Annotated in this window: 16 protein-coding genes; 8 read left to right on the forward strand and 8 right to left on the reverse strand. The window is 64.3% G+C overall.

Features of this window, described 5'->3' with window-relative positions; genetic code table 11:
• The first annotated feature begins 110 nt into the window (after positions 1-110).
• Positions 111-2,105 carry an AI-2E family transporter gene (locus AWB77_RS13695; protein WP_061134977.1) on the forward strand — a complete coding sequence of 665 codons (1,995 nt, stop codon included), beginning with the start codon at positions 111-113 and terminating at the stop codon, positions 2,103-2,105.
• On the opposite strand, the gene AWB77_RS13700 is transcribed toward AWB77_RS13695, so the two are convergent.
• The 4 genes from AWB77_RS13700 to AWB77_RS13715 all read right to left on the reverse strand — a co-directional run bounded on the left by AWB77_RS13700 (position 2,102) and on the right by AWB77_RS13715 (position 7,009).
• Positions 2,102-2,335, reverse strand: a complete 234-nt coding sequence (locus AWB77_RS13700; protein ID WP_008354254.1) for a hypothetical protein — start codon at positions 2,333-2,335, stop codon at positions 2,102-2,104. The genes AWB77_RS13695 and AWB77_RS13700 overlap by 4 nt on opposite strands.
• Positions 2,336-2,389: 54 nt before the next feature.
• Positions 2,390-3,949, reverse strand: a complete 1,560-nt coding sequence (locus AWB77_RS13705) for a methyl-accepting chemotaxis protein (protein ID WP_061134978.1) — start codon at positions 3,947-3,949, stop codon at positions 2,390-2,392.
• Between the two features lie 153 nt (positions 3,950-4,102).
• Complete coding sequence (locus AWB77_RS13710; protein WP_061134979.1) at positions 4,103-4,897, reverse strand: 3-hydroxybutyrate dehydrogenase; 795 nt, start codon at positions 4,895-4,897, stop codon at positions 4,103-4,105.
• Between the two features lie 711 nt (positions 4,898-5,608).
• Positions 5,609-7,009 carry a GntP family permease gene (locus AWB77_RS13715; protein ID WP_061134980.1) on the reverse strand — a complete coding sequence of 467 codons (1,401 nt, stop codon included), beginning with the start codon at positions 7,007-7,009 and terminating at the stop codon, positions 5,609-5,611.
• A gap of 309 nt (positions 7,010-7,318) precedes the next feature.
• On the opposite strand from AWB77_RS13715, the gene AWB77_RS13720 reads away from it, so the two are divergent.
• Together AWB77_RS13720 and AWB77_RS13725 are read left to right on the forward strand one after the other, a co-directional pair.
• Positions 7,319-8,773, forward strand: a complete 1,455-nt coding sequence (locus AWB77_RS13720; RefSeq protein ID WP_061134981.1) for a sigma-54 interaction domain-containing protein — start codon at positions 7,319-7,321, stop codon at positions 8,771-8,773.
• A gap of 135 nt (positions 8,774-8,908) precedes the next feature.
• The gene (locus AWB77_RS13725; protein ID WP_244158541.1) at positions 8,909-9,130 is read left to right on the forward strand and encodes a hypothetical protein; all 222 of its coding nucleotides are present in this window, start codon (positions 8,909-8,911) and stop codon (positions 9,128-9,130) included.
• A gap of 4 nt (positions 9,131-9,134) precedes the next feature.
• Here AWB77_RS13725 and AWB77_RS13730 read toward each other — a convergent pair whose 3' ends face one another.
• Complete coding sequence (locus AWB77_RS13730; RefSeq protein ID WP_061134982.1) at positions 9,135-9,704, reverse strand: lipocalin family protein; 570 nt, start codon at positions 9,702-9,704, stop codon at positions 9,135-9,137.
• Between the two features lie 501 nt (positions 9,705-10,205).
• On the opposite strand from AWB77_RS13730, the gene AWB77_RS13735 reads away from it, so the two are divergent.
• Positions 10,206-11,147 (forward strand): AEC family transporter, encoded by a 942-nt coding sequence (locus tag AWB77_RS13735; RefSeq protein ID WP_061134983.1) that lies wholly within the window; start codon positions 10,206-10,208, stop codon positions 11,145-11,147.
• Between the two features lie 109 nt (positions 11,148-11,256).
• Here AWB77_RS13735 and AWB77_RS13740 read toward each other — a convergent pair whose 3' ends face one another.
• Entirely contained in the window at positions 11,257-11,496 is a 240-nt protein-coding gene (locus tag AWB77_RS13740) for a DUF4148 domain-containing protein (RefSeq protein WP_061134984.1), read from the reverse strand.
• Positions 11,497-11,916: 420 nt separating this feature from the next.
• Here AWB77_RS13740 and AWB77_RS13745 point away from each other — a divergent pair, with 420 nt between their 5' ends.
• Positions 11,917-12,468: an NADPH-dependent FMN reductase gene (locus AWB77_RS13745; protein ID WP_061134985.1), complete on the forward strand. Its 552-nt coding sequence runs from the start codon at positions 11,917-11,919 to the stop codon at positions 12,466-12,468.
• Positions 12,469-12,536: 68 nt separating this feature from the next.
• On the opposite strand, the gene AWB77_RS13750 is transcribed toward AWB77_RS13745, so the two are convergent.
• Positions 12,537-13,847 carry a hypothetical protein gene (locus AWB77_RS13750; protein ID WP_061134986.1) on the reverse strand — a complete coding sequence of 437 codons (1,311 nt, stop codon included), beginning with the start codon at positions 13,845-13,847 and terminating at the stop codon, positions 12,537-12,539.
• Positions 13,848-14,026: 179 nt separating this feature from the next.
• Positions 14,027-16,282, reverse strand: coding sequence for a hybrid sensor histidine kinase/response regulator family protein (locus AWB77_RS13755; protein ID WP_061134987.1), 2,256 nt, complete (start codon positions 16,280-16,282; stop codon positions 14,027-14,029).
• Positions 16,283-17,091: 809 nt separating this feature from the next.
• Here AWB77_RS13755 and AWB77_RS13760 point away from each other — a divergent pair.
• The 3 genes from AWB77_RS13760 to AWB77_RS13770 are packed head-to-tail and all read left to right on the forward strand — an operon-like array spanning position 17,092 to position 19,021.
• The gene (locus tag AWB77_RS13760; RefSeq protein ID WP_061134988.1) at positions 17,092-17,460 is read left to right on the forward strand and encodes a response regulator; all 369 of its coding nucleotides are present in this window, start codon (positions 17,092-17,094) and stop codon (positions 17,458-17,460) included.
• Positions 17,453-18,076: a chemotaxis protein CheC gene (locus tag AWB77_RS13765; RefSeq protein ID WP_061134989.1), complete on the forward strand. Its 624-nt coding sequence runs from the start codon at positions 17,453-17,455 to the stop codon at positions 18,074-18,076. Before AWB77_RS13760 ends, AWB77_RS13765 begins: the two co-directional genes overlap by 8 nt.
• A 3-nt stretch (positions 18,077-18,079) precedes the next feature.
• The gene (locus tag AWB77_RS13770; RefSeq protein ID WP_061134990.1) at positions 18,080-19,021 is read left to right on the forward strand and encodes a sensor domain-containing diguanylate cyclase; all 942 of its coding nucleotides are present in this window, start codon (positions 18,080-18,082) and stop codon (positions 19,019-19,021) included.
• Positions 19,022-19,233 lie beyond the last annotated feature (212 nt).

Genomic DNA, 19,233 nt, shown 5'->3' on the forward strand with positions numbered 1-19,233 from the left:
TCACCTTTACGGCGACGGGCGCTGTCATGACGGCACGCGCCTTGCTTGATCGTCGCTTGCTCCGCACAGTCGTGCGCGCCCGACCTCTTTCAGAAAAGCGAGCCGTTCCCATGCCGCAAGCACCCGGGCCGCGCCGGCCACCCGCGAAGATCCTGCCGCCCGATGCGCCCGGCGTGCGCGCGCTTGCGTCGCTGGTGACGGGCGTCGTCGTCATTTGCGCGTTGTATTTCGGGCGCGCGGTGATGATTCCGATCATCCTCGCGATTCTGCTGAGTTTCCTGCTCGCGCCGTTCGTCGATTTCCTGCGGCGCTTGCGTTTCGGGCAGGTGCCGTCGGTGATCGTCGCGGTGGTAATCGCGCTGTCGGTGCTGACGGCGGTCGGCGCGCTGATCGGCGCGCAGGTCGCGCAGCTCGCGGGCGATCTGCCGAAGTATCAGGCCGCGGTCGAGCGCAAGATCGACACCGTGCAGAACATGACCGTTGGCCGCGCCGATGCGTTTCTCGGCCGCGCATCGCGTGCGCTGAAGCGGTTGTCGCCCGCGCGCGAGCAGGAGCCGAAGAACGAGGACAATCCGGCCGCTTCGCCAATCGATCAGCCGATGCCCGTCGAAGTGCATCAGCCGACGCCGACGCCGCTCGAACTCGCGCAGCGCTTTCTGTCGCCGATCATCAGTCCGCTCGAAACCACGGGCATCGTGCTCGTCGTCGCGGTGTTCATCCTCCTGCAGCGCGAGGATCTGCGCGACCGGCTGATACGGCTTTTCGGCTCGCGCGACCTGCATCGCGCGACGACCGCGATGGACGAAGCCGCGCGGCGCCTGTCGCGCTATTTCCTCGCGCAGCTCGGCATCAACGTGGGCGTGGGCATCGTGATATCGATCGGGCTCGCGATCATCGGCGTGCCGGGCGCGCTGCTCTTCGGCGTGATGACCACGCTGCTGCGCTTCGTGCCGTACGTCGGGACGTGGATCGCGGCGATCGTCGCGGTGGTGTTCGCGGCGGCCGTCGGTCCCGGCTGGGCGATGCTCGTGTGGACCATCGTGCTCTTCGGCGTGACGGACATCGTCGCGGGGCAGGTCGTCGAACCGCTCCTGTACGGGCATAGCACGGGGCTGTCGCCGTTCGCGGTGATCGTCGCGGCCATTTTCTGGAGCTGGATCTGGGGGCCGATCGGCCTCGTGCTCTCGACGCCGCTCACGCTGTGCCTCGTGATTCTCGGCCGGCACGTCGACCGCCTCGAATTTCTCGACGTGCTGTTCGGCGACCGGCCCGCGCTCACGCCCGCCGAGAACTTCTATCAGCGCCTGCTCGCGAACGATCCCGACGAAGCGCTCGTGCAGGCCGAATCGCTGCTCAAGGAACGTCCGCTGATCGCGTATTACGACGAAGTCGCGCTCGAAGGCCTGCGCTTCGCGCACAACGACGTGCTGCGCGGCGTCGTGACGGCGGACCAGTTGCGGCGCATCAACGAGTCGGCGCTCGACATCATCGAAGGTCTGGAAGACGCCGACGATAACGTCGTGGCCGTCACGCCGCGCGAAGAGCTGCCCGCGAGTTTCGAGTCGCCCGACGACGCGGCGCGGCTACCGCACGAGACGCCGCCCGCGCGCTTCGATGCGCAGCAGGAAGGCCACACGGCGTCGGTGTTGTGCATCGCGGGGAGAAGCGAGCTGGACGATCTCGCGGCGACCATCGCCGTGCAGCTTTTTCGCAAGCACGGCCTGTACGCGGACCTCGCGGGCTACGAGCGTTTCTCGCGCGGACGTTTCGGCGAAGTGGATCTCTCGGGCGTGACGATCATCTGCGTCGTCTCGTTCGATGCGGCCGAGTCGCCGCCGTATCTGCGCAATTTGCTGCGGCGGCTGCATCAGCGCGCGCCGTCGGCGGAACTGGTCGTCGGGCTGATCTTTCCCGAAAGCTCGCTGCAGGGCGAAGTGCTCGTGCGGACGAGTTCGGCGGCGGTGTCGTTCAAGGAACTGGTCGAAGCTTGCGTGGCCGCAGCGCGCCGTCAGTCGACCGATGGCGTGCCGTGGGCGGGCCTCAACGCTATCGCCGACGAAAACGCGCTGAGCGGGCCGCGCGAAAACGTGGCGATCCAGAGCTAGCGGTTGCCGTCGAACAGATCGTTGAGCATGGTGTCGAAGGCGGCTTGCGCGTCTTCGAGCTCCTGCAGCGCGGCGTCGAAGGTTTGCAGCGCCATTTGCGACGGCCGGCCGTCGCCTTCCGGCGGGAACTGCTTCTGCAGCGCCAGAAAGGCGGACTGGACCTGACGCGTCGCGTTGACGATACGTTCCATCGCTCGTGCTTCTTCCGTGCGATTGTTCTCGGCGGTCATCGGAGACACTCCTCGTTGGCAATGTCCGGATAGTACCAAGCGATGCGCGCTTTCCTAAGCCTTCGCGACGGTGAAAAGGCGCACGGCTTCGTCGAGCACGACGGCGCGTTCCGCGAGACGCTGCGCCGTGGCCGCCGCCTGCTCGACGAGCGCGGCGTTCTGCTGAGTCGAATCGTCGAGATGCGCGACCGCCTGATTCACCTGCGCGATGCCTTCGGCCTGCTCGCCGCTCGCCTTCGCGACTTCCATGATGATCGCCGATACGCGATGCACCGCTTCGTCGATCGCGCGCATCTGCGTCGTCGTGCGCGTGACGAGGCTCGTGCCTTCCTCGATCTGCGCGACGCTCGTCGCCACGACGCCTTCGATTTCCTTCGCCGATGCCGCGCAGCGCTGCGCGAGATTGCGCACTTCGGTCGCGACCACCGCGAACGAGCGGCCCGCTTCGCCCGCGCGCGCCGCTTCGACGGCGGCGTTCAGCGCGAGGATGTTGGTCTGGAACGCGATGCCGTCGATGACATCGGTGATGTCCGCGATGCGGCGCGACGCCGCCGTGATGCCGGCCATCGTCTGCTCGACCTGACTCGCGATGCGCCCGCCGTCGTCCGCCGCCGCCTGCGCTTCCTTCACCAGTTCGAGCGCGCGCACGGTGGCGTCGGCGTTGCCTTGCACGGTCGTCGTCAGTTGATCCATCGTCGCGGCGGTCTGTTCGAGCGACGCCGCCTGCATCTCCGTGCGGCGCGACAGATCCGTGTTGCCGCTCGAAATCTCGTTCGCCGCATCGAGCACGCCGCCGATCTGGCCGCGCACGTCGAACACGATCGCCGCGAGGTTCGCCTTCAACTGGCCGAGCGCGCGTTGCACGTCGCCGAGATCGTCGTGGCGCGCATCGGGCATCTCGGCGGTCAGATCGCCCGCGGCCATGCGCGCGGCGAAGCCGGACATCGCGCGAACGGGGGTATCGACCTGACGCGACAGCGCGAGCCAGCCCGCGAAGCTCGCCGCCGAACTCACGCCGAGCGCGATCCAGAAGGGCAGCGGCGGCGTGCCGCGAAAAGCCGCCAGAGCCGCGACGAGCATGCTCGCGGGCACGGCCGCGAACGCCACGCCAAGACGTGCGCTCACGGGAATGTTCGCGAGCGCGGCGAGCCGGCCGATGATGCTATCCCTGACGAGCGCCCCGCGCACGAGCCGGTGCGACGCGCTGCCCGCTTTCATTTGCGCGTAGAGCGCGGTGGCGTCGCGCACTTCGTTGCGCGTCGGCTTCACGCGCACGGAGAGATAGCCGACGACCTTGCCGTGCTCCATCACCGGCGTGACGTTCGCGCGCACCCAGTAGTGATCGCCGTTCTTGCGGCGGTTCTTGACGAGCGCGGTCCACGAGCGGCCGGCGCGCACGGTCGACCAGAGATCGGCGAACGCTTCGCGCGGCATGTCCGGATGACGGATGAGGTTGTGCGGCTGGCCGATCAGTTCGCCGCGCGAGAAGCCCGACACGGTGACGAAGGCGGGGTTGCAGTACTGGATATTGCCGGAGAGATCGGTCGCGGAGACGAGCATCTCCGATGCGGGATAGTCGAACTCTTGCTGGGTGACGGGCTGGTTGTTGCGCATGATGTCCTTGATTTTTCTTCGTGTCGCGCGCTGCTTTTCGACGGCGGCGCGCGTCTTATTACAAGGACATAACGGCGATTACCCCCACGTTCTTTAGGGGAATCCGACTGAAACGCTCAAGTGTGGCGATTTGCCGCCGATAGCGGCGTTCGCTTACTGGGCGCTCCAGCCGCCGTCGATTTGCAGGGCGGAGCCGCGCATTTCGCTGGCGGCGTCGGAGCAAAGGAACACGGCCATGTCGCCGATTTTCTGCGCCGTCACGAATTGCGCGGACGGCTGCTTGTCGCCGAGCAGTTTTGCGCGGGCGGCGTCGGGCGAGAGCGAATCGCGCGCGGCGAGGTCGTCGATCTGCTTTTGCACGAGCGGCGTGAGCACGAAGCCGGGGCAGATTGCGTTGATGGTGACGCCGGTGCGTGCGTTTTCGAGCGCGGCGACTTTGGTGAGTCCGAGAATGCCGTGTTTCGCGGCGACGTACGCGGATTTGCCTGCCGAGCCGACGAGCCCGTGCACCGACGCGATGTTGATGACGCGGCCCCAGTTGCGCGCGCGCATTTGCGGCAGGGCGACGCGCATGGTGTGGAACGCGGAGCTCAGATTGATGGCGATGATGGCGTCCCAGCGATCGACCGGGAATTCGTCGATGGTTGCGACGTGCTGAATGCCGGCGTTGTTCACGAGGATATCGACGGCGCCGAATTGCTCGTTGGCGAAGGCGATCATCGATTCGATTTCTTGAGGCTTGGTCATGTCGGCGGGGTGGTGGACCGCTTTCACGCCGGTGGCTTCGATTTGCTTCAAGGCGCTTTCGGTATCGCCGAAGCCGTTTAGCACGAGGTTTGCGCCGGCTTGTGCAAGCGAAATGGCGATTGCCAGGCCGATGCCGCTCGTCGAGCCGGTGACCAATGCGGTTTTGCCTGAAAGTGTCTTTTTCGATTCGGGTTGGGTCATCGTTTTTTTCCTGGTTTTCGATTGGGTTCTTTGGGAGTTTGCTGGGTTGCGGTGTGGTTCGTATATTGGGGTTTCTTTTTGTTTTTTTCGCCGGATCCCGTTTCCTTTGTGGTCGATTAGCGTTGCCCCTGTGCGGGGCGGCAGTCACTTTCTTTGCTGCTGCAAAGAAAGTAACCAAAGAAAGCAGCTTTTCAAGCCCGCGGTTATACGCAGTTTGGGTAGTTCTCTCGTCCTAGGTGGCACTCGCCTAAAGAGTGCCCTCACCACAATTACCCGGCTTGGCTCGCGCACGGTCTGACACATCGCGTTGCATAGCTCATTGGTTCAGCACCAGATAGCTCCGGCCCGCTGCGCGGCCGAAGGGTTGATTGGGTGCGCAAGCGCGTGCGTCCCGCTGGTTTCCCTCGAATACCCGGCGGCAGCGCGTAGCGCTGTGCCGAAGCTCTTTTGCGCTGAGCCAGCGCGCTAAAAGTAATGGTTTGTCAGACCGTGCGCGATCCAAGCCTGCTTAAATGTTTGAGGGCACTCTTTAGGCGAGTGCCACCTCGGATGAGAGAACTGCCCAAACTGCGTATGACCGCGGGCCTGAAAAAGCTGCTTTCTTTGCTTACTTTCTTTGCAGCAGCAAAGAAAGTAAGTGCCGCCCCGCACAGGGGCAACGCTAATAAACCAAAAAGAAAACGGGATCCGGCGAAGGAAGAAAAAAACCCCTCAAACAATCCCAGTCAAATAATAAACAGCGATAACAAAAAACACGGCGAGAGTCTTAATGACGGTAACAGCAAAAATATCCCGATAAGACTCCCGATGCGTAAGCCCGGTAACCGCGAGCAGCGTAATAACAGCGCCGTTATGCGGCAACGTGTCCATCCCGCCCGATGCCATCGCCACAACCCGATGCAGCACTTCCAGAGGAATATGCGCCGCCTGAGCGCCAGCGATAAAAGTATCCGACATCGCAGCAAGCGCGATACTCATCCCGCCCGAAGCAGAACCCGTAATCCCCGCGAGCGACGAAACCGAAATGGCCGCATTGACGAGCGGATTCGGAATGCTCTTCAGCGCATCGCTGACCACCAGAAAGCCCGGCAGTGCCGCAATCACTCCGCCGAAGCCATACTCCGAAGCGGTGTTCATCGCCGCGAGCAACGCGCCCGCAACCGCCGCCCGCGTGCCCACCGCGAAACGCTCCTTCACCCGCGAAAACGCCGTCAGCAACACAAGAACGATGCCGAGCAGCAACGCGCCCTCGACCGCCCAGATCGCGACGACAGTCTTCACCGCCGTCGTAACAGGCGCATGCACGCCCGGCAGCACTTCCGGCGGCACGGTATAGCTCGCGCCGTACCACGTCGGAATCCACTTCGTCAGCGCGAAATTCGCCACGCCGACGAGAATCAGCGGCGCGATCGCAAGCATCGGATTCGGCAGCGACGTCGATTCGACACGCTCCGGCTCGTTCACGAGCGACGTGCCGTAGCCCTCGCCCCTGGCCATCGCCGAGCGGCGCCGCCATTCGAGAAACGCCAGACCGACCACGATGATGAACACCGAGCCGATCACACCGAGCCACGGCGCGGCCCAGCCGGTCGTCTTGAAGAACGTCGTCGGGATGATGTTCTGAATCTGCGGCGTGCCCGGCAGCGAATCCATCGTGAAGGAGAACGCGCCCAGCGCAATCGCGCCCGGCATCAGGCGCTTCGGAATATTGCTCTGCCGATACATCTCCGCCGCGAACGGATACACCGCGAACACGACGACGAACAGCGACACGCCGCCATAAGTGAGCAACGCGCACACCGCGACGATCACCGCATTCACGCGCGACTTGCCGATGTAGCGAATCGCCGCCGCGACGATCGACTCGGAGAAGCCCGACAGTTCGATCACCTTGCCGAACACCGCGCCGAGCAGGAACACAGGGAAATACAGCTTCACGAAGCCGACCATCTTCTCCATGAAGATGCCCGAAAATACGGGCGCGACGGCGGCAGGATCGGTTAGAAGGACGGCCGCGAGCGCGGCGATCGGCGCGAAAAGAATGACGCTGTAGCCGCGATACGCGGCGAGCATCAGGAACGCCAGGGCGGCGAGCACGATGATGAACGACATTGAGTCTCCATGATTGATTGTTCTTCGAAACATTGTCCGCGCGCCTCTTCTGGAGGCGCTGGCGGCGCGTCAGTAGCGCCACGCGCCGCCAGAATGCACTTTCTGTGCCAATGCCGTGTAATACAGGCTCGGCGGGCATCGGGAAAAGATGACACGAGGAGCTTGCAGCCGCATGTCTCAGGATCGAGACGTTTTACGACCAAAACCGCCGCGCGAACTGTCACAGACTAGTACAGATGCGGATAGCCGGTTCGTCTCTTAGTTGAGATAGTCTGTCTCCAAACAGAGAAAGCGGAGATTTTGGGCGCCATGCGCAACGACTGGATCAACGTACCGGTGGACTACAGCGACGTGATGCGCCGCGCAATGGAGTCGCTTTTCAAGACCTTCGAGAATCTGAGCGAAGGCACTTTCATCGTCGATGCGGACGCGCGCGTCGTGTGGATCAACAAACGCTATGCGGCGCGCTTCGGCTTCGACGATCCGCTCGACGCGGTCGGCCTCGATTGCGAAGCGGTGATTCCGAACAGTCTCATGCGCGAAGTCGTCGCAACCGGCAAGCCGATCCTGCTCGACGTGCTCGAAACCGACCGCGAGCCGCTCGTCGTCACGCGCTTGCCGCTGAAGGACGAATCGGGCAAGACCATCGGCGCGATCGGCTTTGCGCTCTTCGACGAGATGAAGGCGCTCACCCCGCTCTTCGCGCATTACTCGCGCGTGCAGCAGGAGCTGATCGCGACGCGTCAGTCGCTTGCGCAGGCGCGGCGCGCGAAATACACGTTTTCGAGCTTCGTCGGCACGAGTCCGGTCAGTCTCGAAGTGAAGCGACAGGCGCGGCGCGCGGCGCTCGTCGATTCACCCGTGCTCCTGCTCGGCGAAACCGGCACCGGCAAGGAACTGCTCGCGCATTCGATCCACGGCGCATCGACGCGCGCGGGCAAGCCGCTCGTGACCGTCAACGTCGCGGCGATCCCCGACACGCTGCTCGAAGTCGAGTTCTTCGGCGCGGCGGCGGGCGCGTACACGGGCGCGGAGCGGAAAGGGCGCGTCGGCAAGTTCGAACTGGCCGACGGCGGCACGCTCTTTCTCGACGAAATCGGCGACATGCCGCTGCCGCTTCAAGGCAAGCTGCTGCGCGTGTTGCAGGACAAGGAATTCGAGCCGCTCGGCTCGAACCGCATCGTGCGCGCGGATGTGCGGATCATCGCGGCGACATCGGCGGATCTGCAGGCGCTCGTCGCGGCGGGACGCTTTCGCGCGGATTTGTTCTATCGCCTGAACGTGCTGACGATTCACGCGCCGCCGTTGCGCGACCGGCTCGGCGACATCGAGGCGCTCGCCTACGCGATTCTCGAAGATCTGTCGGCGGATACGCGCCCCGGGCACGGCGGTCATTTCGTGCTGCACAAGGACGGCCTGCAACTGCTCGAAGCGTATTCGTGGCCGGGCAACGTCCGCGAGCTGCGCAACACGCTCGAACGCGCGCTGATGCTGTCGGAGACCGAGCATATCGACGCCCGCGCGCTGTCGGCGTTCATCGACGCGGGCCGCGTCGCGATCGCGGCGCAGGCCGAACCGGCGGACAAGGACACGGATGAGCCGCCGGATATTTCCTACGCCGACGCAATGGCCGATTTCGAACGGCGCTTTCTCTCCGATGCGCTGCGCGCGAGCGGCGGGCGCGTCGCGGATGCGGCGGAGAAAATCGGCATCGGACGGGCGACGTTGTACAAGAAAATCGCGGCACTCGGCATCGCCGTGTGAAGGGTTTCGCGAACAGCAAAATCGACGCGAAAGCTTCGCGTGGCATACTCGCGAAATCGAAAATAAAGACCAAGAATCAAGGGGTAACGAATGAAGCGCGGGATCAGGCGGGGCAGGGCAATCGGCGTTTGCATCGTGCTGGCAGGCAGCGCGTGGGCGCTCTCGGGATGCAGCAGCGCGCCCCCGCTTTTTTCCGACGATGGCCGTCCGACCCAGCAGATCCAATGCCCCGCTTACGGCGGCTGGCGCAACTGCACGGACAACGCGAAGGCGCTCTGTCCGAGCGGTTACGACGTGCTCGGACAGTCGACAGAGAACAATCAGAACTCGTTGCTGGTTGCCTGCAAGGCAAGCTGACCGCTCAACCCTGCTGCGTCTCGCGCAGCATCGTGACATCGTAACCAAGCGCGCGCGTACGCTCGATCAGCGTGCGGCGCAGTTCCGCTGACGGCTTCGCTTCGCGCGTCAGGATCCACAGATATCGTCCGGTCGGTTCACCGACGATCGACCACGTGTAGTCGTCGGCGCGATCCAGAATCCAGTAATCGCCGACGTAGAACGGCCCGAAAAACGACACCTTCAGCTTTGTCCCGTTCGATCCGGGGACGATCTTCGCGCGCCCTTCCGCCGACCGGTACGGTCCGTTCAACCCGCCCTGCCTGCACGCGTTGACGACCGACACGAGGCCGTCTTCGCGGCGCGCATAGTTCGCCGTGACGCCTTCGCAATTGCGCTCGAAGCGGTTTTCATAGCGCGCGAACTCGTGCCAGTTACCGAGATAACGATCGAGGTCGACAGCTTTCGACGGTTCGGGCACGTTCTCGTTGCCGCTTTTGCGCGCGCCGTTCGATGCGCACGCGGCCAGCGCCGCGATGCCGCCGATCAGGGCCAGCGCCGCTGCGCCATAGGCCCAAGGTCTTCTGATAGTCATGTTGCCCGGTGGGTTGTTGAGTGCGAGGGCTGATCGAGCAGCAAGTGCCGTTCCGTCCGCGCGCGGCTCCCGAATTCCCTCACCTCAAAACCCGTTGGACGATGCCGGCGAATTCCGCCGCAAGCCGCAAGTGGCTGTCCTGATTGGGTTTTGTCTCGAGGCCACGCCACGGCGGGACGCAGTTTCGGCGGCTCCCGAATCACCTCACCTCAATCACGGCGACACGCTTTGCCATCGACGCTCACTACTCGGAAGCCGGTGCGCGGCGAAAGCACTCTAACAAGACGCAAAAATTCCAAGTTGTTTAATAACAACGACTTGCACGACTGATCTAACGATGTATCTGAGATCGCGACAACCACTCGCCCTCCCTATGACCGGTGACGAGTGAGTGAGGCGCATACCGACCGGCTCACCATCGCGAAGCTCCCGGATCGTCTCACCTTTCGAGGCGGAGTATTCTCTCGCTCTCCGCCATCACGCCTTGAAAGCAGCTCCTTCATGCCTTCGCTGGTCAGCCCGCTCCTCACGATCATCCTGCCGGTTTTCGGTCTCGTTTTCGCGGGCTACGCATGCCGCAAGCTGAACACGCTCGGCCCGGCGGCCGCATCGGAGTTGAATCGCTTCGTCGTGTATCTCGCGTTGCCCGCGCTTCTCTTCGACGTCATGGCGAAGACGCCGTGGGCCATGCTCGATCAGCCCGCGTTCATCGCCGCGTTCGGCATCGGTTCGGCGGCGATCTTCTTGCTGACGCTTATCGTGCGCCTGATGCAGTCGCGTCATCTCGCCGACGCGAGCATCGACGGATTGAACGCGGCGTATCCGAACACCGGCTTCGTCGGCTTGCCGCTTTGTCTGCTGGCGTTCGGCAAGGAAAGTCTCGCGCCCGCCGTGATCGCGACGATTCTCACCGTGTGCGTGCTGTTCGCGGTGGCGATCGTGCTGATCGAATTGGGATTGCAAACCCAAAAGCACATCGCCGCGACGCTCGGGCACGTGGCGAAGTCGCTCTTGAAGAATCCGCTGTTGATCGCGCCAGTCGCGGGCGCGTTACTGAGCAGCTCCGGCGTGCGCGTGCCGGAAGGCGCGCAGGCCTTGCTCAGGCTACTGGGCGGCGCGGCGAGCCCGTGCGCACTCGTCGCGCTGGGTCTGTTTCTCGGCGCAAAAGGCGAGGCGCGCGATGTCCGGACGACGAGCGCGCTCGTTGCACTCAAGCTGGTCGCTCAGCCGCTTCTGACGTGGTGTCTGGCGTTCCATGTGTTTCACCTGCCACCGCTGTGGGCGAAAACGGCCGTGATCCTGAGCGCGCTGCCGACCGGCACCGGCCCGTTCATGCTCGCGGAGTTTTATCGGCGGGAAGGTGGCGTGACATCGAGCGCGATCCTTTTTTCGACGGTGATTTCGCTCGTCACGGTCACGTTCTTTTTGACCGTGATGCTCTGAGTGGCAAAAAAACGCCCGGCGCGCTGGCGTCGGGCGTAACCACCTTCTGTTCGACGGTGGAGGAGGGCTGGTTCAGCGTTTCCTCTGATGCGTTGGATGCTTCTTCCGCTCAATGCGCGCTCGCGCCGTTGCGCGCGTCGGCGCGAAGTTGCGCGTGCCGTTCCTGATAAGGCCGCAATTGCGGATAGCTCAGCGAGTTGACGGCGTCGAGATCGCCCGCGCGGCGCGCGCTCGCGAGTTCCGCCTTCACTTCGGCGCGGGATTTGGCGACCGACGCCGATTGAGCGAAAACGGGCGCGGTAGCGAGCAGCGCGGACAACACCAGACCGCCGATCAAAGTGTTCTTCATTCGATGCCTCCAGAAGGCGTGTGCGTCGGGCCGACGCTTAGGAGGCAGTCTAGGAGCATTCCTATTGGACAAAAATACCGATTGAGCCAACACATTGTTGTCGAGATTGGTTGAATGCCCACGCGCCCGCTTTCGGGCGCGTTGATTCGTCGGTGAATCAAAAATTAAAGGTCCGAAAAGTTACTAGCCAGTTATCCACAGAAACTGTGGATAACCATGGGGATAGCTCATCGCGAACCGCGTGGCGGCGCGGCGTAAGGTTGATTGACTCAATCGTCGCAAAAATGGGCCGTGAAACGTCGACGGACTTCGAGACGATTCGCCTGCGATGCGCCTATCATGGGCACGCGCGTCGTTTCGAGGACGGCACGCGTCGCACCGGTTCATCCACCTTTTCATCCTTACACGGGGGAAGATGTCATGGCCTTGAAGATCGCGGTGGTCGTCGGCAGCCTGCGGCGGGATTCGTTCAACAAGCAGCTCGCGCATGCGCTCGTATCGCTCGCGCCGGGCGATTTCTCGTTCGAATTTCTCGACATCGGCAGCCTGCCGCTCTATAGCCAGGATTACGACAGCGACTTCCCCGAAGTCGCCCGCGCGTTCAAGCAGAAGATCGCCGATGCCGACGGTCTGCTCATCGTCACGCCGGAATACAACCGCTCGATTCCCGGCGTGCTGAAAAACGCGCTCGACTGGGCCTCGCGTCCGTGGGGACATAGTGTCTGGGGCGGCAAGCCGGGCGCGATCATCGGTACGTCGGTCGGGGCGATCGGCACGGCGATCGCGCAGTCGCATCTACGCGGCGTGTGTGCGTATCTGGATATCGTGCTGATGAATCAGCCGGAGATGTACATCAAGCATGACGCGTCGCGCATCGACCATAACGGCAACATCGTGAGCGAGGACACGCGCAAGTATCTGCAGACGTTCATGGACAAGTACGCCGCATGGGTGCGCGACCGGGCGGCCTGAGCGCATTCTCCGAACGTAAAAACGGCCCGCGCGGGCGGGCCGTATTTCTTCTGTTACCGCGTTTCCGGTCACACGTGATGATGTCCTGTCACGCGATCCCAGCCGTGGCGGATCGCCGCCTTGAAACGCTCCCACGTGTCGCCCTCGGGATGCTTCGTTTCCCAGTCGCGGCGCATCTCGTATTCCATCTGGTCATCCCACGCGCGGCTGCGGAAGCGGTCATCGTTGCCGAGCGTCGCGCCGTAGCGATACGCGCCCTGGTAGTCCTCATAAGGCTCGCCGGTTGCCAAATACTTCGATTCGTAATCGGCGCGGAAGTCTTCTTCGTACTCCATGTACTCGTTAGGCACCGTCTGCGATGCCGTCATGCCAGTGGACGACTGCGGCGGCGCCGGTTCGTCGAGCGGGCTCAGCGGCTCGACCGAGCGCCATTCCGATGCCGTGTCGGTCCGCACGCCGGGCAGCGGATCGCGAACGCGCGCGGGACCGTCCATCGTCGAACCGGTCGTGCGCAGCGGATCGCGGCCCGCGAGCGCATCGCGTTCGGTCAGCGATTCGCCCGCCAGTTCGGTGCGCGCCGCGAGCGGATCGGCAGGCGTGCCGGCGAGCGGATCGGCCAGCGGATCGATGCCGCCCGTCGCGAACGGATCGGGCGTCGCGCGCCCGGCGTCGCTCATCATCGATTGAGATTGCGTCTGCGATTGCGACTGCATGCCGGCGCGCGGCATCAGCGGATCGTCGGCGGGATCGCTGACGTAATCGCGCGGAGCCACCGAAGCCGGATCGCCGACATCGGCATGCGGATACGCACGAGCACGCGAAGGCGTCACAGGCGTCGTCATGCCCGAGGCCACGGGCGACGTCACAGCGGGATCATTGACAGGTTCGCGTCCCGGCACGGCGCTGCCGCGTCCGAGGCCGAGCTCGTCGAGCACCGAGTGATCGCGCTCGCTCGCGGCTGCGGCGGCCGTGTCGGTCGTGCCGTGTTCGAGCGTCGACCAGCTTGCCGCGCGTTCGTCGATATCGACCGCGCCTTGATCGGTCAGCGTCGCGCGCGCGACATCGGCCTGCTCGACGCTCGGGGTATCGACGGCCACGAGAATCGCGCCGCGACGCACGGCTTCGGAATAATGCGCGACTTCAGGCGGCTGATCGCGTCCGCCGAAAAGCATGCTGAAAAAGCGCTCGATGTTCGCGAGCATGCCCGGCTCCTGATGCGTGACGGCATCGGGCATGTCGGACGGCGCGGCGGCGTCGTCGCGCTTCGGGTTCGCCTGCAGTTCGATGTCCGCGCGCGGAAAGCCCGCCGCGATCAGGGCCGAGCGCGCGTCCTCGGCTTGCGCATAAGTGTCGAAAACTCCGATAACGGTGTGTCGCATGTACGCCTCCTGCGAATGGGCGGATTCCAGAAATCGGCGACACCATGTCGCCGCGCATATCGGCATTCACGCAACTCGCGTGCCGGATGCGCGCGGGCGGTTTCGCGCGGGCGTGCGTGCTTTGCGAGGGCGGCGCTTTTACAAACGCGCGTGCAAAAGCCGGCAGCGATGCGGCCGCGTCAACGATCGACCGGGCGCGCTGCGCGCGGCTCGTCGGCATGTTCGCGGATGGCGCGCAGCAGCGAATCGAGCAACGCGATGTCGAACGGTTTCGACAGCACGCGCGCGCCGACCTGACGCGCGCGATCGAGTTCTTCCGCGTAGCCCGTGACGAGAATCACTGGGACGTCCGGCGCCGTGCGCTGCAACATTTCGGCGAGATCGATGCCGTTCATCTGCCCCGGCATGTGGATGTCGGACAGCACGACGTCAAAGGGAAAGCCAGCGCCTGCGTTGGCGCGCGCCGCTTCGAGCATCGTGGCGGCGGTATCGGCATTGAAGACGTAGGTGACGTGGTGACCCATCATCGTGAGCAGCGCCTCGGTGCCGGCCGCGACTTCCTCGTTGTCTTCGACGAGCAGCACGCGCAGTCCGTCCGCTTCCAGCGCCGCCGCCGGCTCGGCCGTCGTGGCCGCGCCCGGCGCATTGCCCGTCGCGCGCGGCAGATACAGGCGCACGGCGGTGCCCGCGCCGGTTGCGCTGTCGATGGTCGCAAGGCCGCCCGCGCGCTCGCAGAACGCGAACACTTGCGGCAGGCCGAGGCCGGTGCCCATGCCTTTGGGCTTGGTCGTGAAAAGCGGCTCGAACGCGCGCGCCAGCACGTCCGCGCTCATGCCGAAGCCGTTGTCCTCGAGCGTGATCTGCACGAATTCGCCGGTGATCGGAAAGCCGTCTTCGTGGCGAAAGCGCACGTTGTCGGCGCGCACGGTGAACGTGCCGCCGCTCGGCATCGCGTCGCGCGCATTCACCGCGACGTTGATGAGCGCCAGTTCCAGTTCGGCCGGATCGACGCGGATCGTCCACACGTCCGGCGCGACCTCGACGTTGAGCGCGACCTTCGCACCGAGCGACGCGCGCAGCAGTTCGCGCCCCGCCGGCACCCATTTGCCAATGGCGATGACTTCGCTGCGCAATGGCTGCTTGCGCGCGACGCCGAGCAACTGGCGCGTGAGCGACTGGCCGCTTTTCAGCGCGCGCTCCATCGCCGACAGTTCGCGGTCGATGCCGGGCGCGCCGCGCCGCCGCACGATCTGCACGTTGGTCGAGACGATCATCAATAGATTGTTGAAATCGTGCGCAACGCTGCCGACGAGATTGCCAAGCGCCTCCATCTTGCGCGCCTGCCGATACGCCGATTCGATCGAGCGGCGCATCGACGCTTCCGCCTGCCAGCGCTCCCACGCTTCCTCTTCGGTCGCGAGCCGCCGCAGCGATTGCGCGATCACGCCCCACAGCACGACGCACGGCGCGAAGATCGAGAGCGCGAGCACGCTCAGATGCCGCCACCACGCCGACCAGATCGTCGCTATCGGATAGCCGCTCGACACGTAGATCGGATAGCCGCCGACGCGCCGGAACGCGACGATCTTCAACTGATCGTCCAGCCCGGAAACCATCTTCACGACGCCGCTCCTGCGCCCGGCCGCGTAGGCTTCGCGCAGCGGCGAGTGCGGCGCGAGCGACATGCGTTCGGGCGGGCGCGCCGGATACCACGCGAGCACTTCGCCGTCCGAGCGCGACAGGCCGAGCGAGACGCTCGGGTTATCGCCGATCAATTCGCGATAAAACGCGCCGAAATACGCTGGCCGGAGCGCGATCGACACGATGCCGTCGAACTTGCCCGCCGCCGTGTGCCGCGCGATCGCCGTGTTGAAAACTTGCTCGCCGGCGACGCGTCCGACCATCACGCGGGAAATCTGCTGGATCTTCTGGCCGGCGCGCAGGCCGTCGAAGTCGTCGCGGTCGGCGACGGAGATGTCGGGCGTCGGCCAGGCGCGGCTCGTCGCGAGCAGCGTGCCGTCGGCGGCGAACACGGACGCCGCGGCGACCTGCTGGTACGTGTTGCTGATCATTTTCAGCCGCTGATGGATGGCCGGGCCTTCGCGGCGGATCGCGTCGGCGTCGAGGTCGTCGAGCAGATCGACGATGCGCTCGTTGAGCGTCACGTTGAGATCGAAGACCTTGAGGGCGTGTTCCTCGGCGACGCGGGCATTGCGCGCGACCAGTTCGGACGCTTCGGCGACGCGCGCGTGATAGTCGTTCAGCGCGGTGAGCGCGACGTACACGCATGGCAGCACGATCGCAGCCACGAGCAGTGCGTAGAGCGTGAGGCGCTGCGCGGCGAAGTTGCGCTCGGGAACCACCGGAAACGGCGGTTCGTCCTGCCAGGATTGCGCGGCAGGATCGACGTCGGGCTCGTCACGTTGCAGCGTCATTTTTTGGCAGCGAATTGGAAAAACTTACTCGAAGCCCGCGCGTTCCGTACGGCGCGACGCGGGCGCGGGCGGGATTGGCCGAGCGTGATCAGTGCAACCGCAAGAAGTACGCACGAAGTATGCCGATTTCGCGTTTTGTCGTGTGAATCGTGTGGAAGAAAGGTTCGATTGCGTTCCCGAGTTAGCGAGATTATCGGAAGCGCAAACGTACACAAAAGCATGGAACCTTCGAGCAGAGGCGGAATCGAGAGAATTATTCCGGTCAGAAAACTTATTTCATCATATTAATTCGCGCTGGAGCGGTTGGCGAGTTGCTTTGACATTCTGATAGTCAGACAATGCAATCTCCGGCCAATATGCCATCCAGAGCGTTTGCCGGAGAAATACAAGCAACCTCGCGGCGCGCTTCGGGGAGAAGTACGGCCCGCACGGGATAAAACCGTGCGGGCAGCGTGAACGAGCGAGGATTTGAAGGCCACGGTCCGGGACTGCCGGATCTTGCACGGGCAGGCACCATGACGCCGATCGAGAGCCAACATTCAGCGCGTGCCGCCGGCACGCCGATTGCGCAACGCACGCCCGCCGGATGGCGCGCATATGTCCACGCTCGGCGCGCCTGGCTCGTCGCCGCCGAATTGCATTGCCGACAGCGCCCGCGTGCCCGCCGGGCCAGAGGGCTCTCGCCGGCTCTGCCGTGAAGATCGCCTAAAGATCGCCGCGCGGATGCCGTAATCCCATACGAGAGCATGCCGTGTATAGCCACGCGCGCGCCTCGAGCCCGACCAACAGCCTAATAGATCCAGCCGACCATGCCGTTGCCGATTGTCATTGCCGATGATTCCCTGCTCGCGCGCAAGGTGCTGACGCGCGCGCTGCCGCCGGAGTGGGACGTCGAGATCTCCTACGCGACCAACGGGCGCGAAGCGCTCGATCACTACCGCGCGGGCCGCGCGTCGGTGATGTTTCTCGATCTGACGATGCCCGACATGACGGGCTATCAGGTGCTCGACGCCTTGCAGCACGAGGACCTGAACACGTTCGTAATCGTCGTGTCCGCCGAAGTGCAGCCGATGGCGCAGGAGCGCGTGCGCGCGCTCGGCGCGATCGCGTTTCTGCCTAAGCCGGTGACGCCCGAAGCGCTGCGTCCCGTTCTGAAGGAGTACGGTCTTCATGGTTGATGCCGCCCTGAACGAAGATCAGCGCGACGCGCTGCAGGAAGTCGCCAATATGGCGATGGGCCAGGCCGCGACGCGCCTCTCGAAGCTGCTCGGCACGTTCATCGAGCTTTCGGTGCCGCGCGTGCGCGTCGTGAGTGTCGCGGAGGCGTCGGCGGCGCTCTCGGAGATGACCGGCATCACCGATGCCGTCACCGCGGTGCGCCAGGGCTTTCGCTCCGACATCAAGGGCGAGGCGATCGTGCTGTGCAAGAGCGGCAGCGTCGATCAGCTTTGCGCGCTCGTCGACGATCCGTACACCAAGTCCACATACGAGGCGACCACGCGCACCGAGCTCGTGTTCGACGTCGCCACGGTGCTGATGGGCGCGTGCGTGTCGTGCATCCTCGACCGCCTCGGGCGTTCGCCGATCTTTTCGCCGCCCGGCATGCTCGGCACGGAAATCGGGCTCGACGAGGTGTTCCAGCCCGCGATGCTCGCGTGGAAGACGGCGCTCCTGCTCGAAGTGAACTTCGCGCTCGAAGATCACAGCTTCCGCGCGCATCTCGTGATGCTGATGGCGGAGGACGCGATCGCGCATCTGAACGAGGCGCTCGACGCGCTCTTGTCGAGTCTCTGACGCATGGAAGACCTGCGCCATCTGCTGAGCGAACTCGTGATCGAGCGCGTGGGCTTCGGCATCTTCGTGCTCGATCGCGATCTGAACGTGCTGATGTGGAACCGCTTCATGCAGGATCACAGCGGCAAGACGGCCGAAACGGTTATCGGCAAGTCGATTTTTTCGAGCTTTCCGGAACTGCCGCGCGTGTGGTTCACGCGCAAGGTCGAAAGCGTGTTTCAGCTCGGCAGCTTCGCGTTCAGTTCGTGGGAGCAGCGCCCGTATCTTTTCAAGTTCGACCACGACCGGCCGATCACCGGCGGCGTCGACTATATGCAGCAGGACTGCACCTTCATGCCGCTCGCGCTCGAAGGCGACGTGCGCGCCGTCTGCGTGACGATTTCCGACGTGACGCACGCGAGCATGATGCAGCGCGCCCGCGACGAAGCCGTGGCGAAACTTCAGGAATTCGCCGACCGCGACGGCCTGACCGGCATTGCGAACCGTCGCTACTTCGAATTGCGCCTGCGCGACGAATTTTCACGCTGGCAGCGCTATGGCGGCGAGTTGTCGATGCTGTTGTTCGATCTCGATCATTTCAAGCGCATCAACGACGACCTCGGGCATCTCGTCGGCGACACGGTTCTGCGCGTGATGGCCGAACGTGTCGCGAAGGCGGTGCGCGTGCAGGACGTGTTCGGGCGCTTCGGCGGCGAGGAATTCGCGCTGCTGCTGCCGTGCACGAACTTCGACGATGCGATGATCGTTGCGGAAAAAGTGCGCTGCGCGATCGGCGAGACGCCTATCGACGTGCAGGGCGCGCGCGTGCCGGTGACGGCGAGCGTCGGGGCGGCGCGTGCGCGCCCTGGCGTGACGTCGTCGTATGAGGCGCTCATCAATGAGGCCGATGCGGCGCTCTATACGGCCAAGCGCGAAGGGCGGAACCGGGCGGTGGGGTTCGCCTGAGGCGCCGTCGATGCGGTGCCTTGCCCGGCGCGGTCGCGGCGCAATCGGGCAAAGAATTGCTATACTCTTTGCCGCTTCCGGCGCAGTCGCAGCCGGCTCGCGCCGGCTTTCCTCTTCGTTCGTCCCGCTCTGCGCCAGGTGGTTCCGCGCGCATCGGCATTGCATCGAAACCGGCGCCCGATCTCTTAATTTGCCCCTGAGGGCGCCACAAC

It is taken from the genome of Caballeronia fortuita, assembly GCF_001544835.2.
Lineage (GTDB): Bacteria > Pseudomonadota > Gammaproteobacteria > Burkholderiales > Burkholderiaceae > Caballeronia > Caballeronia fortuita.

Excerpts from the sequence above, each read along its gene's own strand:
- AWB77_RS13735 (WP_061134983.1), top strand. The coding sequence starts at position 10,206 with ATGCCTTCGCTGGTCAGCCCGCTCCTCACGATCATCCTGCCGGTTTTC.
- AWB77_RS13760 (WP_061134988.1), top strand. The coding sequence starts at position 17,092 with ATGCCGTTGCCGATTGTCATTGCCGATGATTCCCTGCTCGCGCGCAAG.
- AWB77_RS13740 (WP_061134984.1), bottom strand. The coding sequence starts at position 11,496 with ATGAAGAACACTTTGATCGGCGGTCTGGTGTTGTCCGCGCTGCTCGCT.
- AWB77_RS13770 (WP_061134990.1), top strand. The coding sequence starts at position 18,080 with ATGGAAGACCTGCGCCATCTGCTGAGCGAACTCGTGATCGAGCGCGTG.
- AWB77_RS13745 (WP_061134985.1), top strand. The coding sequence starts at position 11,917 with ATGGCCTTGAAGATCGCGGTGGTCGTCGGCAGCCTGCGGCGGGATTCG.
- AWB77_RS13720 (WP_061134981.1), top strand. The coding sequence starts at position 7,319 with ATGCGCAACGACTGGATCAACGTACCGGTGGACTACAGCGACGTGATG.
- AWB77_RS13750 (WP_061134986.1), bottom strand. The coding sequence starts at position 13,847 with ATGCGACACACCGTTATCGGAGTTTTCGACACTTATGCGCAAGCCGAG.
- AWB77_RS13705 (WP_061134978.1), bottom strand. The coding sequence starts at position 3,949 with ATGCGCAACAACCAGCCCGTCACCCAGCAAGAGTTCGACTATCCCGCA.
- AWB77_RS13755 (WP_061134987.1), bottom strand. The coding sequence starts at position 16,282 with ATGACGCTGCAACGTGACGAGCCCGACGTCGATCCTGCCGCGCAATCC.
- AWB77_RS13700 (WP_008354254.1), bottom strand. The coding sequence starts at position 2,335 with ATGACCGCCGAGAACAATCGCACGGAAGAAGCACGAGCGATGGAACGT.
- AWB77_RS13765 (WP_061134989.1), top strand. The coding sequence starts at position 17,453 with ATGGTTGATGCCGCCCTGAACGAAGATCAGCGCGACGCGCTGCAGGAA.
- AWB77_RS13695 (WP_061134977.1), top strand. The coding sequence starts at position 111 with ATGCCGCAAGCACCCGGGCCGCGCCGGCCACCCGCGAAGATCCTGCCG.
- AWB77_RS13715 (WP_061134980.1), bottom strand. The coding sequence starts at position 7,009 with ATGTCGTTCATCATCGTGCTCGCCGCCCTGGCGTTCCTGATGCTCGCC.
- AWB77_RS13730 (WP_061134982.1), bottom strand. The coding sequence starts at position 9,704 with ATGACTATCAGAAGACCTTGGGCCTATGGCGCAGCGGCGCTGGCCCTG.
- AWB77_RS13710 (WP_061134979.1), bottom strand. The coding sequence starts at position 4,897 with ATGACCCAACCCGAATCGAAAAAGACACTTTCAGGCAAAACCGCATTG.